Here is a 13992-nt window from a genome sequence, read left to right on the forward strand (position 1 = left end):
AAAAGGAAGGAAAGTATTAATATCGCGCATAAGAACGCCGGTTTGTTAGATGTGTTTGCTCGCACGAACATCATCAACCAAATCGGCGTTCTTGTTTCTGTGTTTCCCGGGATTCCGTGAAGAACCTTTTCTTTTGCCCTTGTGTCGCTGGCCAAAACGCAGGGAAAAGCACTATGTATGCACTGTTGATTCTCGATATGCAGGTTGGATTGTTTCATGGCCCGGATAAGCCATGGGCTGGCGAAGCGTTGCTAGACACACTGAATAATCTGTTGAGTAAAGCCCGGAGTGCAGGCGCACCCATTTTTCTCGCCCGCCACATTGGTCCACCTGGTTCACCAATCGAGCCTGGAAGCCCGTTGACACAACTGGTGCAGGAACTGGCGCTGCACGGCGACGAAGTGATTTTCGAGAAAAGTCGTCCCAACGCCTTCACCAAGACAGCCCTGGCCGATCAGCTACGGGCTTGTGGAACTCAGGGTGTGGTCATTGCCGGAATGAAGACCCAATACTGTGTCGACAGCACCTGCCGCGCCGCACGTGACCATGGATTCGATGCAGTGCTGATCGCCGATGGCCATACCTGCACGGACACCTCTGCGCTGAAGGCCGAAGAGATTGTCGCTCATCACAATGCGACCCTCGCGGGACCGTTCTGCCGTGTCGTACGCGATGAGGACTGGTGTTTCTAGCCGCCATGGACAGATCGGCCCGAGTCAAGCCGATCTGTCCGCGTTGAGTCGCTTTCAGCTGGTCGTGACAGGCAGACGTCGGCCAAGAGCGGTCGTTGGTGATGGGGGCTATGAGCTCGGCTGTCGGTGCCGGGCATAGAGTATTGAACCGCCCACTCCCGATGTTCCTCTAGTTTGCAGTTCAAACGTATCCGGATACCCCTTGATCAACTCACTGAGCTTTTTATAACCATGGGTACGAGGGTCGAACTCAGGCCTCAATTTGCTGATGTTGGTGCCCAGTGCACCCAAGTGAGCCCAGCCGTCCTCGTCGGCAATGTCATCCAAGATCTTTGCGATGAAACTTACTGGTGCCTTGGGTAGCTTTTTTACCTCGGGCGTACTGGCGACTTTGACGACCTCGATTTCGGCGGGTGGCTCGGGTTCGGGTCGATCATGTCCATTGCTTGCAACAACAAGCACTTCACCGCGCAGCAATTCTGTATAGATGAACTTGTCGCAGGCCGACACGAACGGTCTCGGGGTTTTTTCTTCACCAAACCCGTAGACCGTCAAACCTTCTTCTCGTAACCGCGAAGCGAGGCGGGTGAAGTCACTGTCGCTCGAAACCAGGCAGAAACCGTCGAAGCGTCGGGTGTACAGAAGGTCCATTGCGTCGATGATCAAGGCACTGTCTGTTGCGTTCTTACCTTTGGTGTACGCGAACTGCTGGATAGGCTGAATCGAATGGTCGAGTAGCACCTTTTTCCATCCACCCAACTGAGGGCCAGTCCAGTCGCCATAGATCCGCTTGACGTTGGCGACACCGTACTTGGCGATTTCTTCGAATAAACCTTCGACAATTGCTGCGGGGGCATTGTCGGCATCGATTAACACTGCCAAGTGTTTTTGCGTGGGGGTGGGTGCGTGGATGGCCATGGGTCGTCCTTGAGTTGAGGACTTCAACATACCGTTAAATCATGGATGAACGAAGGGATCACCGCTTCGCGCTGGAGAGCGTGTTTTGCCAACGGCTCCGGGTTTGCGGTGATGTGCAAAGCGGAACCGATTAGCCAATTCAATCGACCGATAGCAGCCGATGGTCAGAGGCTGCTTAGGGTCGTTCTCTGCCGGTCATGGCCACGCAGCGTGATGGTCAAATCCGATGCAAATGATTGGTCAGGTCGAATGCAAATGGGTGGGCAAGTCCGTGCAATTACCCACAACTAGGCTGGGTTCGCTGATGGGTTACGCTGCCGTTGGTCGGCGCCTTGCGCATCAGTGCTATAGAAAACTGTAGGAATAAACTCTCGTGCCGATCTCAGTGAAGCAAGGCCTGCGCGCGCCTGACCTTGAACCTGAGCGAACGAGCACATTGATGAGTGATAAATCTTTGGAAGAAAAAACGGCAGTGATGGTCGACCCCCATGAAACGGCGGCCAGTATCGGACAGATCACTGCCGGGGGCGATGCCCTGCAACAGCGCCTGGATAAGGCTGATCGCGCGACTCAGGAGCTTCAGAAGCAACTGGACTTGGCAAAGACGCTGATGACCCGTCTGCTGGCGGCGAGTTTTGCCTCGACCGGCAAACCTTCCGCGCCCCTGACAAATTGGGGGCTAAATGAGATCGACGTTGTCGAACGGGAGATGGCCTGCTATTTGAATCCTGCCAATGAGGCGAGTGCCGCTTGACAGGTCGCGCATTGAATGCCTACAGGCTGCGTAGATACTGGCTCCAAGCAGAATGCCGCTGTTGGGTTAACACAGCGGTTACCCATCGCGGCGTACCCAACCTGACTGGGCCTGCATGATCGCAGGCCCTTGGCGTTTCGGGTTGGGGTTGCTCATGGGTTATCCCCTCACCAGTGACCGCCGCGCCCGTATCAATGGATGCAAGATTCAGTTCGGTTGATTCCGGTCCGCTTGAACGAAGGGTTAGGCCTCATGCTGCAACCTTACTTTGGTGGGACGGCCTGTCTATATTGGGTCGGATAGTGACGGTCTAGCATCGACCGTCACTATGGCTGGTGGTCGCTATCCGACCCATAGCTGAAGGTCACGACAGACAGAAATCGGCCAATAGCAGTCCGCAATTAATGTCACAGTAGATAGCCGGCAGACATCCTTCATGTGCTACCTGATACCGCTTGTTGACTCCCATTAATCGAATGGTTGATCTAGTGGTCATATGACATGAGATGACAAAAGACTGTGAAATCAAGGTGATGAAATGGCGTCGAGGTTTGTTGTCGTTCCGGCGATACCGACTGAGACGGGATCAGTCCGGATAGGTTGCCGCTTCTACTCCACCATGGCTCCTTGCGGCTTCGATATTTTTGACAACAAGGAAATGTGCCGACTTGGTCTGGCGTTTCCAATACGTGCGGAGGCGGAGGCGGTGTGCTGTGAGAAAAATGCAGTGTTCCAACTGACTCAATTTTTTGAACGTGAGCACCGCTCGGAAAACACTAAACTACGAAATGTCTGCTGAACGTTTTAGCCAATCTGTTGCGTCCACCGGTTGAATCCACAGTTCAATGTTGCCGTTGGAAGTACCGTTGCGAGGCCCCACTCTGTGGGTAGGGATTCGAACTCGACCAACTCGCCCTGTAGCCCGCTATAGGCCGGAGAGTGGGACTGTCCAAAAGCCGTCTTCGTCAGCCTCCGGCCAGCCCCTCAATCACAACGTTAGTCAGAGTCCGCAATGGGTCGCCTTCTGCCGGTCGCGGTAGACTGAGATCAGCCAGGAGCGGGCAGTGACGTATGAGCATGAAACCAGTGACGCTCCACTCAGTTTCAATAACCGCTCTCAGACCAACAAATCGACGGTCTGCAACATGCGCCGATAAGGCGATTGCGCATGCCCCATCTCCAGGTGAATGGTTTCGATCAGACACTCCAGAAACCGCTCGGCCGCCGGACGCAGGGGCTGTCCGCTTCGGCTGATGGCGCCCACCGAGGCACTGCCGACCGGCTCGCGCAGAGGCAAGGTGCACAAGCCTTCGCGCTGAGCGCATATCTCCACCAGCGGCCAGGGAAAGATGCTTAACATGTCGGTTTCACGCAGTAAGCTCAGGATGATCGAGAGCGAATGGGCGAAATGCACATGCCCCTGCGTCGAAATCGTTCCATCTTGTTGCGAGGCCAGTATCCAGTCAGCCGACGCCAGGTCCTCCATGGTCCTGCTGTTCGACAACGGGTGTTGCTGACGCGCGACCACCGCACAATCGGCCGTGAACAGCGGCTGACAGGTCAGGTCGGTGCTGGAAAACCGGGTATCGAGCCGTCCGATAAACAGATCGACGCTCGCATCCCGCAGCAGCGGACACGCGACCGATGAAAGCCCCTCATGCAATTCAAGTTGTACCTTTGGAAACAGCTGGCGAAAACGCACGACGGATTTTGGCATGAGCGTCATCGCCAACCAGGGTGTCACGGCGACCGACAAGCGCCCCTCCAGTTCCCCCTGGCATTCCCCCAACACCTGACGGGCACTGACCATCTGTGCCACCAGCAGACGTGCCTGAATCAACAACTTTTTACCGAGCTCGGTAAACACAATCCCTGAGGTATTACGGATCAGCAATTGTGTGGCGGTGTCTGCCTCCAGTTTCTGGATAGCCTTGGTGACCGCTGCCGGCGAAGTATCGAGTCTTTTTGCAGCGCCGCGGATGCTGCCCGCGTCGGCCACCGCCACGAGTGCATTGAGTTGATAGAACTTCATAGTGTCCGCCGGTGTTAACCCTGGGTTGCCTTGTTCACTTTCGATTGCCTGTCAGTTGCTGCCTTGGCCCACTACTCTGGGACCAACACCACCCGGGCTTCGAACCTCAGCAAAAGACCGTAACAGAAAAAGCCCTGGCACTTTGATGAAACGCATGATGCCGTAAGCCATCGTCGATTGTGGCCCTTGCGACAGATTGGTTTCTCCTCCTGGTCACCAAGGAAAATCACTGCCAATGACACAGTCCATCACGCTGTTAAAAGAGATAGAGCAGGAAATGCGCGAACTGCGCCAGCAGATCCATGCCAACCCTGAACTCGGTTATCAGGAGGTCGAGACGAGTGAGCTGGTAGCCGAACGATTGATCGAATGGGGTTATGACGTGACGCGCGGCTTCGCCGAAACCGCGGTCATCGCCACGCTGAAAAAAGGCACCGGTTCGCGTGTGATCGGCATACGGGCTGACATGGACGCACTGCCTATTCTGGAAAAAACCGGGTTGCCCTATGCAAGCCGGATACCGGGCAAGATGCATGCGTGTGGCCATGACGGGCATACGGTCATGCTCCTCGCTGCCGCCTACGCCCTCGCCCATGGCCATCCGTTCAATGGCACCGTCCGCCTGATTTTCCAGCCGGCCGAAGAAGGTCTGGCCGGCGCCCGACGAATGATTCAGGAAGGCGTGCTGCAACAGTTCCCCTGTGATGCAGTGTTCGCTGCACACAACATGCCTGGCTACCCTGTCGGAAAACTCGGGTTTCGGGCCGGCCCCTTCATGGCCTCCGCCGACCAGGTCAATGTCACGATTCACGGAAAAGGCGGTCATGGCGCGATGCCGCATCTGAGCGTCGACCCTGTGGTGGTCTGCGCAAGCATCATCATGGCCTTGCAGACCATCGTCTCGCGCAACATTTCACCTCAGGAAATGAGCGTTATCACCGTCGGGGCCATTCACGCAGGCAAGGCGTCCAACGTGATCCCGGACAGCGCGCACATGCTGATTTCCGTCCGCTCACTGAACAACGCCGTCCGGGACCGCCTGGAGAGTCAGATAAAACACCTCATTCATGCCCAGGCGCAGGCATTCGGCGCGACCGCCGACATCGACTACAGTGCCGATTACCCTTTGCTGGTGAATGACGAAGAAATGACCCGGTTTGCCAGTCAGGTGGCCATCGACTGGCTCGGTGAGGACGAGGTGCTGAACGACATCGTGCCCTTCAATGGCAGCGAGGATTTCGCCTACTTCCTGCAGCAATGCCCTGGCAGTTATCTGATCATCGGCAATGGCGACGGTGAAAAGAGCTGCATGGCTCACGACCCTCGCTACGACTTCAATGACGACATCCTGATTCGGGGCGCTGGCTATTGGGTCAAGTTGACTGAGGCCTTCTTGCCACTCAACGCTTGAGCAAAGACCTGCCAAAACCAGAAAACCAATAAAAAACGAGGTCATCATGCAACTACGCAAACTTCAATCCATCACCCTGCTGTTCGGGCTGCTCATCACCCCGCTGTCGCAGGCGGAACCGGTGATCAAGTTCGGCGTCGACCCTAGCTATCCGCCTTTTGAACAAAAGCAGCCAGATGGTTCATTAAGTGGTTTTGATATCGATCTGGGCAATGCCCTTTGTGCCGAGTTGCGGGTCAAGTGTATTTGGGTCGAGCAGCCCTTCGACAGCATGATCCCGGCGTTAAAGGCGAAAAAATTCGACGCCATCCTGTCTGCATTCAGCGCCACCGAGCCACGTCGCCAGCAGGTCGATTTCAGCCACAAGATCTACACCGCGCCGTCTTCTCTCGTTGCCAGAGCAGACTCCGGATTGCTGCCGACGGCAGAATCATTGAAGGGCAAGACGGTTGGGGTGGTGCAAGGTTCGCTGCACGAAAGTTATGCCAAGTCGCAATGGGGCCGCCAGGGCGTCAATATCCTTTCCTACCAAACCCAGGACCAGGTGTTTTCAGACCTCATCAACGGACGCCTGGATGCATCGTTCCAGGCCTCGGTACAAGCCGACATCGGATTGTTGCAAAAGCCTCAGGGCCAGGGCTTTGCCTTCGCCGGCGAGCCCATCACCGACAAAAGTATCATTGGCGATGGCGTCGCTATCGGTGTCCGAAAAAACGAGCCTGATCTCAGAGAGCAGTTGAACACGGCCATTGCCAGCATTCGCCAATCCGGCCAATACGACCAGATCGCGAAGCAGTACTTCAACTTCGATATTTACGGCGAATGAGGCAATCCCCATGAACGAAATGACACAACGCGGTGAATCTCGTTTTGCCATCCCCGTCAGCGACGAGACTGTACGTGCCTTTCAAACTGATGGTGCAGTGTGCATCCGTAATGCGTTTACCGCGCAGCAAATCAGCGAACTGACGCTAGGCATCGAGCGCAACCTTGCCCAACCCAGCCCTCGCGCCAAAGTGGCGAGCAGCCCTACGGACCCGGGATGGTTCTTCGAGGACTTTTGTAACTGGCAAGAGAACGCACACTATCGCGACTTCATCTTCAGCTCCGCCCTCGCCCCCATCGCGGCCGCCCTGCTGAACAGCCAACAGGTGCGCCTGCACCATGATCACCTGCTGGTCAAAGAGCCCAATACGCGCCAACGCACGCCTTGGCACCAGGACCAGCCCTACTACAACATCACGGGTTCCGACACCGTGAGTTTCTGGATTCCAGTTGACCCCGTGCCCAGGGAGTCGACCCTCGAATTCATCGCCGGCTCACACAAAGGCCCCTGGTTGATGCCTCGGTCCTTCATGGACAGCCAGGCCAAATGGTTTGCCGAGGGAACACTGGGCGAGCTACCGGATATTGAAAGCCATCGCGAGGACTTTCCCATTCTCGGATGGACGTTGTCGCCGGGGGACATGGTGTGTTTCAACATGTTGACCCTGCATGCCTCGGCTGGCGTGGGCGGGCATAACCGTCGACGCGCGTTTTCAGTGAGGGTCATGGGCGATGACGTGCGGCATGCGCCGAGACCTTGGGCCACCTCTCCCGACTTTCCTGGGCTTAAAGATGCTCTGGCATCAGGTGTACCTATGGAACACGAGCTTTTTCCGACACTCTGGCATCGAGAAAGCAGAGGGCCCGAGTGATACGTTGATGATGGCCGGTGTAAACCGAAGGTATTCACCTTCACGAAAGGCCCGACACCTTTGCTCGCTGGCTGGTAGCCCCCTCAATCCTCGGCCTGCGACAAAGGCCTGGCCACCTGCTCCAACGCCAGACGTTCGGCCGCGGCTCCCCAAACCGCTTGCACCGCCGCCGCCACACACATCAGTGCAGCGCCTGTCAGATAGCCGATCAACAGGCTGCTGCGCTGCTGGGTCTGGATCAGTTGGCCAAACAACGTCGGCCCGATGATGCCGCCCAGGCCAGTGCCAAAGGCGTAAAACACGGCGATGGCCAAGGCGCGGATCTCCAGTGGGAAGGTTTCCGCTACGGTCAGGTAAGCCGAGCTGGCCGCAGCGGATGCGAAAAAAAAGATCACCATCCACGCCGCGGCTTGCTGGGTGACATCCAGCCAACCCTGCTGGAAGGCATAGCCATTGAGCGCCAGCAACACTCCCGACATCGCGTAGGTGAAGCTGATCATCACGCGTCGGCCGATCACGTCGAACAGGCGCCCCAACAGCAGCGGCCCGCAGAAATTGCCCAGTGCCAAGGGCAATACATACCAACCGACATGCTCGACGGGCACCTGGTAAAAATCGGTGAGCACCAGCGCATAGGTAAAGAAGATCGCATTGTAAAAGAACGCCTGCGCGGTCAGCAGGGTCAGCCCCACCAGCGCGCGGCGGCGGAATCTGACGAACAGGGTATGGAAGACCTCCCCCAGCAGCGTATGGTCCCGCGCGTGCAGGCGCAGTGGTTTGCCCGTCACGGCCGGCAGTTCATGGCCTTGTTCGCGCAGACGCGCTTCGATGCCTTCGACGATGCTTCGCGCCTCATCGCGCCGACCGTGGATCAGCAGCCAGCGCGGGCTTTCCGGCAGCCACAGACGCATCACCAGGATCACCAGGCCCAGCACTGCACCAATACCGAAGCACAGGCGCCAGCCCAGATCGCCGCCGACCACTTGCGGATCCAGCAACACGATCGCCCCGCCGGCGCCAAGCGCTGCGCCTAACCAGAATGTACCGTTGATGGTCAGGTCGACCCAGCCGCGATAGCGTGCCGGGGTGAATTCCTGGATGGTCGAATTGATCGCCGTGTATTCGCCGCCGATGCCCATGCCCGTGAGGAAGCGCAACAGCAGGAAGCTTTCCAGGTTGAAGGAGAACGCCGTAGCCGCCGTGGCGCCTACATACAGCCATAACGTAACGAAGAACAGCTTGCGCCGCCCCAGGCGATCGGTCAGCCATCCGAACACCAAGGCACCGAGCACTGCGCCAGCGATGTATATACCGCCGGCCAAGCCAATATCGAAGTTGCTCATGCGCAGGTCGGGGCTGTTTTTCAGCGCGCCGGACACCGAGCCGGCCAGGGTCACTTCCAGGCCGTCGAGCAACCAGGTGACGCCCAGCGCGACCACCAGCAGGGAATGAAAGCGGCCCCACGGCAAGCGGTCCAGGCGTGCTGGAACATGGGTTTCGAATAGGGTGCCGGGCTCGCGGCTATGCAGCTGCTGGTGGGTCATCGCTACAACATGGTCATGTGCAGTACCTTGTGAAGTAGGAGTCAGCCCTCGCATCGGGAGTTCAAAATTCCGCTGCCGGGTTGCACACAGTGGTAACCCCCTGGCGACCGAGCAGTGAACTGGCCAACAGCGCCTTCAAACCCATCGGCCTGGCAAAAAGATAACCCTGGGCCTGCCCCGCCCCCATTTCGCGCAGCAGGTCCAGCGTCGCTTCATCCTCGACGCCTTCGGCCACCACACTCAGGTCCAGCGATTCGGCCATCCGCACAATCGCCCGGACAATCGCGCGACTGCGGGAACTGGTGGTCAGCTCGAGGATGAACGACTTATCGATTTTCAATCCGCTGAAACGGTATTGATGCACATAGCTCAGGGATGAAAACCCTGCACCGAAGTCATCGAGCACCACCGACATGCCGTTGTCCGCCAGTTGCTGCATGGTCTGTCGGGCAATCGCCGGCTCGGCGACCAGCGCCCCTTCGGTCAGCTCCAGGCAAATTCGTGACGGCGAGACCCGGTGCTGCGCCAACAGTGTCAACACCTCACCGGCGAACTCCGGACGCGTCATGCTGTAGCTGGAGCAGTTGACGTGCACCGGCGGCCAATCGGCGTGCCCGGGCTGTGCGAGGATCGCTGCAATGCTGGTCAACATGTACAGGTCCAGTCGACCGATCAGGCGCAAACCCTCGACATCCGGCAGGAACTCACCTGGCGCAATCACCCGGCCGCCCGGCTGATGCCAGCGGATCAACGCTTCAAGGGCCACCAGTTCGCCGGTTTCGACGCTGACGATCGGCTGGAAATACGGCAGCAGTTCGTCGTTGCGTTTGAGCGCGTTGCGCAAGGCCCCTTCTCGCTCGACCTGGTCCGAGACTTCACGGCGCACTTGCTGGTTGAATACCGCGTAGCTGTCGCGCCCGGCACTCTTGACCCGATACATCGCCGCATCGGCATCGCGCAGCAAGTCGGCGGGCTCGTGATGGAACTGGTTGTCGGCGCTGACGATACCGATGCTGCAGGACGAGAAAACCTCATGGCCGTTGATGAAAAACGGCAGGTCGAACGCTACCAGGATCCGCTCGGCAATCTCGATCATCACCTCCAGCGGGGCCTCGGGAGCCAGCACCGAAAACTCGTCGCCCCCCAGGCGCGCCAGCATGTCGGTATCGCGCAGGCAACCGCGCAAACGATGGGCCGCCTGCATCAGCAGCAGGTCGCCAAAATGGTGGCCGAGGCTGTCGTTGACCATCTTGAAGCGGTCGAGATCGATGAACATCACCGACAAGTGCCCGCCTTCGTTGCCGAACCTCGACCAGGCCAGATTGAGGCGCTGTTGCAGATAGGTGCGATTCGGTAGTCCGGTCAGCGCATCGTGAGAGTTTTCGTGCTGCAACTTGGCATTGGCGTGGTCGAGCTCGCGGGTGCGGCTCTGCACCCGGGCTTCCAGCTGGAGGTTGGCGGCATGGATCGCTTCGGCGGCCGTGCGTCGCGACAACGCGGTGTCGATGTGTCGCGACACGAACGTCAGCAGCTCTTGGTCTCGCTGGGTATAGCTCACCTGCGAGGTATAGCTTTGCACCGCCAGCACGCCTCGCACCACGTCGTCTTCGAACAATGGAATGCCCAGCCAGGAGTAGGAGCGCACAGACTCATGGGCAATTTCGATTTCACCGTGCGCGGACAGTCGTTCAGCCTCGCCGGCGTCAATCAGGCAGGGTCGACGCTGACGGATCACGTATTCGGTCAAGCCCCGGCGCCCTCGCCGTGCCGCCGGGCGGGTCGTCTGCCGTTCATCCACATAATAAGGAAACGTCACTTCACCGATCGCGTCGTCGAACAGGGCAATGTAGAAGTTCTGCGCGAACAGCAGCTCGCCGACGATGCCATGCAAGCTCTGGAACAACTCGGCCATGTCGCCAGGCCGGCTCGACAGTTCGGCAATCTGGAACAGCGCGCTCTGCAGATGTTCGGCGCGCTCCCGGTCTGCCACTTCCTGCCTCAAGGCGTCGTTGAGTGCCGAAAGCTCCAGGGTGCGACGTATCACCGTTTCTTCCAGGTCCTCCCGGTGCAGAATCCGGTCCAGCGCCATGGCCACGTGACGGGCGACCACCAGAAACAGCGCGCGGTCTTCGGCGCTGTAGATGCGAGAAACGTCGTAGACCTGCATTGCCAGCATGCCGAACACGTCATCCGAGGCGTTTTTCAACGGTGCGCCCATCCAGAATTCGGGACGATCACCCACGCAATAAAAACGGTTTTCGGCCTGAGCCGCGAGAATGCCGGCAGAGTCGATCAGCAACGGCTGGCCAGAGGTCAGCACCTGACCGGTCAACGACAGGTGCGACGGGTCAAGGTATTCGTAGTTCTCGGCCTCCAGGGCATCAGCGTCGATGATGTCGACGTAATACGGGTAGTCGATCTTGCCCGTGTGCGGGTTATACAGCGCGAGATAGAAATTCTCGGCGTCGATCAGGCTGGCCAAAAGACGGTGAACCCCTACCAGAAACACTGACCGGTCACGGGTCGAACTGGCCAGATAGGTGATTTCATACAGCACACGCTGCGTGATCTGCGCACGGGCCAGGGTATTGGTCTGCAGTTCAATGCCCAGGCGCTGGGCAAGTTCGGCGAGCGCCGGTTGCGCAGCATCCTCGACTGGCGCGAGTAGCCAACCCAGCACACCTTCGCCTCTGCCCGTCGGCCAGCGGTGCACGTTGCGGGCCCGGCAAAAGGCTTCAAACTCGTCATACGCAACGCTTGAAGGCCACTGTACCCGTGGGTCGCCCTGGCCAACCCGATGCATCTGTTCACCGGCGCGGTAAAACGCCCAGGCGCCGGTATGGCCCCCGTTGCGCGCTAAGTCCAGCAATTGTCCGATCGTGTCGTCGCCGACGGTGCCCGGGTTCTCTATGGGTTCAAGTGCGGCAACTTCGCACGTACTCGATTGCCATGGGGAGCCGGTCAATGTACGAAAACTCATCAGCGCTCCCTGAGCCCAAAACTGTCGACACTCACTTACTGATTGCCAGCAATATGCCGTAGAGCTTTCCGTTTAAAGCTTATAGCGGTTTTTTTCAATGATTTTATGCGCTTTGGTGCCAGGGGCGCGTGTTGTGGTTTCAACCGGACGATGCAACTCACTGGACTCTGTGTGACCGGGAGGCGCTGGCCACAATTCGCCTTCGAGATATGCCTTCGGCCATTGCGTCCCAATATGCGAAGAAACTGTCCTGCCAAGCCAATAGCCTCGCACCCGGGATACCTACTATAGGAACGGCACCTCTGCCTGACAGGCTGGGAACAGTTCCCTATAGCGGATGCACATATTGCGCACCGCCATACAAGCACGGATTGGACACAACAATGACAAAAATCGCCGAAATCCAGGACACTCCTTCACCAGCGTCTCCCTCGGCACCGGCCATCATCCGGTCGTCGGTGCGCCAGCATTCGATCAAGGTAGAGCTTTGCTCTCCCGCCATCGGTGCCGAACTCAGCAACGTCAACCTGGCCGATGCGGCCCGAGACACCGACCTGATCGCACAAATCCGGGCGCTATGGTTGAAGCACAAAGTGCTGTTCTTTCGCGACCAGGACATCACCCCCCTGGAACAACAGCACTTCGCCGCGCAATTCGGCGCACTTGAAGGTCATCCCCTGGCGCCGAGCCATCCGGAGGCGGACAAGCTGCTGATGCTGTACCGCAACCTTGACCCGGGCAAGCCCAAGAGCTTTGTCGAAAAGGCCAGCCGGGAAAACCTCTGGCACACCGATGTCACCTTCAAGCAGGCCCCCCCTCGTGGAGCGATATTGCGCTGCGAGCAAGGGCCTGAATCCGGCGGTGACACTCTGTTCTCCAACATGGTGTTGGCTTACGAAAACCTGCCCGACACCGTCAAGCAACGGATCGAAGGCCTGTTTGCAAAACACAGTGCCGAGCACTCCTTTGGTGCCCAGCTGCCCCGCGCAGAACGTCACGCCATGGCCCTGAAGACCCCCGCCGCTGAACACCCGGTGGTGCTTATCCATCCTGAAACAGGTGAAAAGGTGCTGTTCGTCAACTCCGCGTTCACCACCCATTTCGCGAACTTCTTCAACTTCGAGGACATCCGCTACGGTCAGGACTTCATGCCTGAGGCTCATCACCTGATGAACTACCTGACCTCTCAGGCGGCGATCCCGGAATATCAGGTACGCCTGAAGTGGCGGACCAACACGGTAGCCATGTGGGACAACCTGCAAGTCCAGCACTACGCGGTGGCTGACTACGGCAATGCGCCACGGAAGATGCTGCGCGCTACCCTGGCGGGCACCCCGCTGACCTGATTCGAACCGTTCCCCATCGAAAACCGGGCCACCCGACCATCAGAGATCGTCGGGTGGCCCTGGCTGCCGACCAATACCCGATCTGAACCACATCAATGGAGACAGACATGCTCTACGAACACGTCGATACCGCCGTCATCGATGGCGAATCCCTGCCCTGGATTCCGTTTACCCCTTATGCCGAAAACGTCCTGCTCAAGTACTTCAAGCTCGACCCGATCCGTGGCGAATGGATTGTCATGATGAAGTCGCCGATCGACATGCAGCTGCCCAAGCACCATCACACGGGGACGGTGATGGTCTACACGATCGAAGGCCAGTGGAAATACAAGGAACATGACTGGATCGCCGGCCCTGGCAGCATCGTCTATGAGACGGCTGGATCGACTCACACGCCTGAAGTTGTCAGCACGGGAGGTACAGACGGCTATGTGCTCACCCTGGTTCAGGTCAATGGCGATCTTGCGTTCCTGGACGGCAACGACAACATTGTCGCGCTCGAAAACTGGAAATCAGGATTGCATCGCTATCTGGCTTATTGCGAACAGCATGACCTCGCACCGAGAGACCTGACGGCATTCAACTGATGTCGTTCAAATGTCCCCAAGGCCCATGCAT

At 58.1% G+C, this 13992-nt stretch carries 11 protein-coding genes; 7 read left to right on the plus strand and 4 right to left on the minus strand.

Features of this window, described 5'->3' with window-relative positions; translation table 11 throughout:
* The first annotated feature begins 173 nt into the window (after positions 1 to 173).
* Entirely contained in the window at positions 174 to 692 is a 519-nt protein-coding gene (locus KGA81_RS05630) for a cysteine hydrolase family protein (RefSeq protein ID WP_223544918.1), read from the plus strand.
* Between the two features lie 108 nt (positions 693 to 800).
* On the opposite strand, the gene KGA81_RS05635 is transcribed toward KGA81_RS05630, so the two are convergent.
* The gene (locus KGA81_RS05635) at positions 801 to 1610 is read right to left on the minus strand and encodes an NYN domain-containing protein (protein ID WP_159259626.1); all 810 of its coding nucleotides are present in this window, start codon (positions 1608 to 1610) and stop codon (positions 801 to 803) included.
* Positions 1611 to 2049: 439 nt separating this feature from the next.
* Here KGA81_RS05635 and KGA81_RS05640 point away from each other — a divergent pair, with 439 nt between their 5' ends.
* Positions 2050 to 2364, plus strand: coding sequence for a hypothetical protein (locus tag KGA81_RS05640; protein WP_223544919.1), 315 nt, complete (start codon positions 2050 to 2052; stop codon positions 2362 to 2364).
* Between the two features lie 1117 nt (positions 2365 to 3481).
* On the opposite strand, the gene KGA81_RS05645 is transcribed toward KGA81_RS05640, so the two are convergent.
* Positions 3482 to 4396 (minus strand): LysR family transcriptional regulator, encoded by a 915-nt coding sequence (locus tag KGA81_RS05645; RefSeq protein WP_223544920.1) that lies wholly within the window; start codon positions 4394 to 4396, stop codon positions 3482 to 3484.
* Between the two features lie 235 nt (positions 4397 to 4631).
* Here KGA81_RS05645 and KGA81_RS05650 point away from each other — a divergent pair, with 235 nt between their 5' ends.
* From KGA81_RS05650 to KGA81_RS05660, 3 genes are read left to right on the plus strand one after another with little or no spacing between them, the layout of a single operon-like run.
* Positions 4632 to 5807, plus strand: coding sequence for a M20 aminoacylase family protein (locus tag KGA81_RS05650; RefSeq protein WP_223544921.1), 1176 nt, complete (start codon positions 4632 to 4634; stop codon positions 5805 to 5807).
* A 46-nt stretch (positions 5808 to 5853) separates the two neighbouring features.
* Positions 5854 to 6633 (plus strand): ABC transporter substrate-binding protein, encoded by a 780-nt coding sequence (locus tag KGA81_RS05655; RefSeq protein ID WP_223544922.1) that lies wholly within the window; start codon positions 5854 to 5856, stop codon positions 6631 to 6633.
* A gap of 10 nt (positions 6634 to 6643) precedes the next feature.
* On the plus strand, positions 6644 to 7504 hold the full coding sequence (locus KGA81_RS05660; RefSeq protein ID WP_223544923.1) for a phytanoyl-CoA dioxygenase family protein: 861 nt from the start codon (positions 6644 to 6646) through the stop codon (positions 7502 to 7504).
* 83 nt (positions 7505 to 7587) lie between these two features.
* Here KGA81_RS05660 and KGA81_RS05665 read toward each other — a convergent pair whose 3' ends face one another.
* Positions 7588 to 9048, minus strand: coding sequence for an MFS transporter (locus KGA81_RS05665; RefSeq protein WP_223544924.1), 1461 nt, complete (start codon positions 9046 to 9048; stop codon positions 7588 to 7590).
* Positions 9049 to 9109: 61 nt separating this feature from the next.
* Entirely contained in the window at positions 9110 to 12028 is a 2919-nt protein-coding gene (locus tag KGA81_RS05670; RefSeq protein ID WP_223544925.1) for an EAL domain-containing protein, read from the minus strand.
* A gap of 473 nt (positions 12029 to 12501) precedes the next feature.
* On the opposite strand from KGA81_RS05670, the gene KGA81_RS05675 reads away from it, so the two are divergent.
* Entirely contained in the window at positions 12502 to 13374 is an 873-nt protein-coding gene (locus KGA81_RS05675; RefSeq protein ID WP_223545189.1) for a TauD/TfdA dioxygenase family protein, read from the plus strand.
* 107 nt (positions 13375 to 13481) lie between these two features.
* On the plus strand, positions 13482 to 13961 hold the full coding sequence (locus tag KGA81_RS05680; RefSeq protein WP_223544926.1) for a 2,4'-dihydroxyacetophenone dioxygenase family protein: 480 nt from the start codon (positions 13482 to 13484) through the stop codon (positions 13959 to 13961).
* Positions 13962 to 13992 lie beyond the last annotated feature (31 nt).

The organism is Pseudomonas sp. A-B-19, assembly GCF_019947515.1.
Taxonomy (GTDB): Bacteria; Pseudomonadota; Gammaproteobacteria; order Pseudomonadales; family Pseudomonadaceae; genus Aquipseudomonas.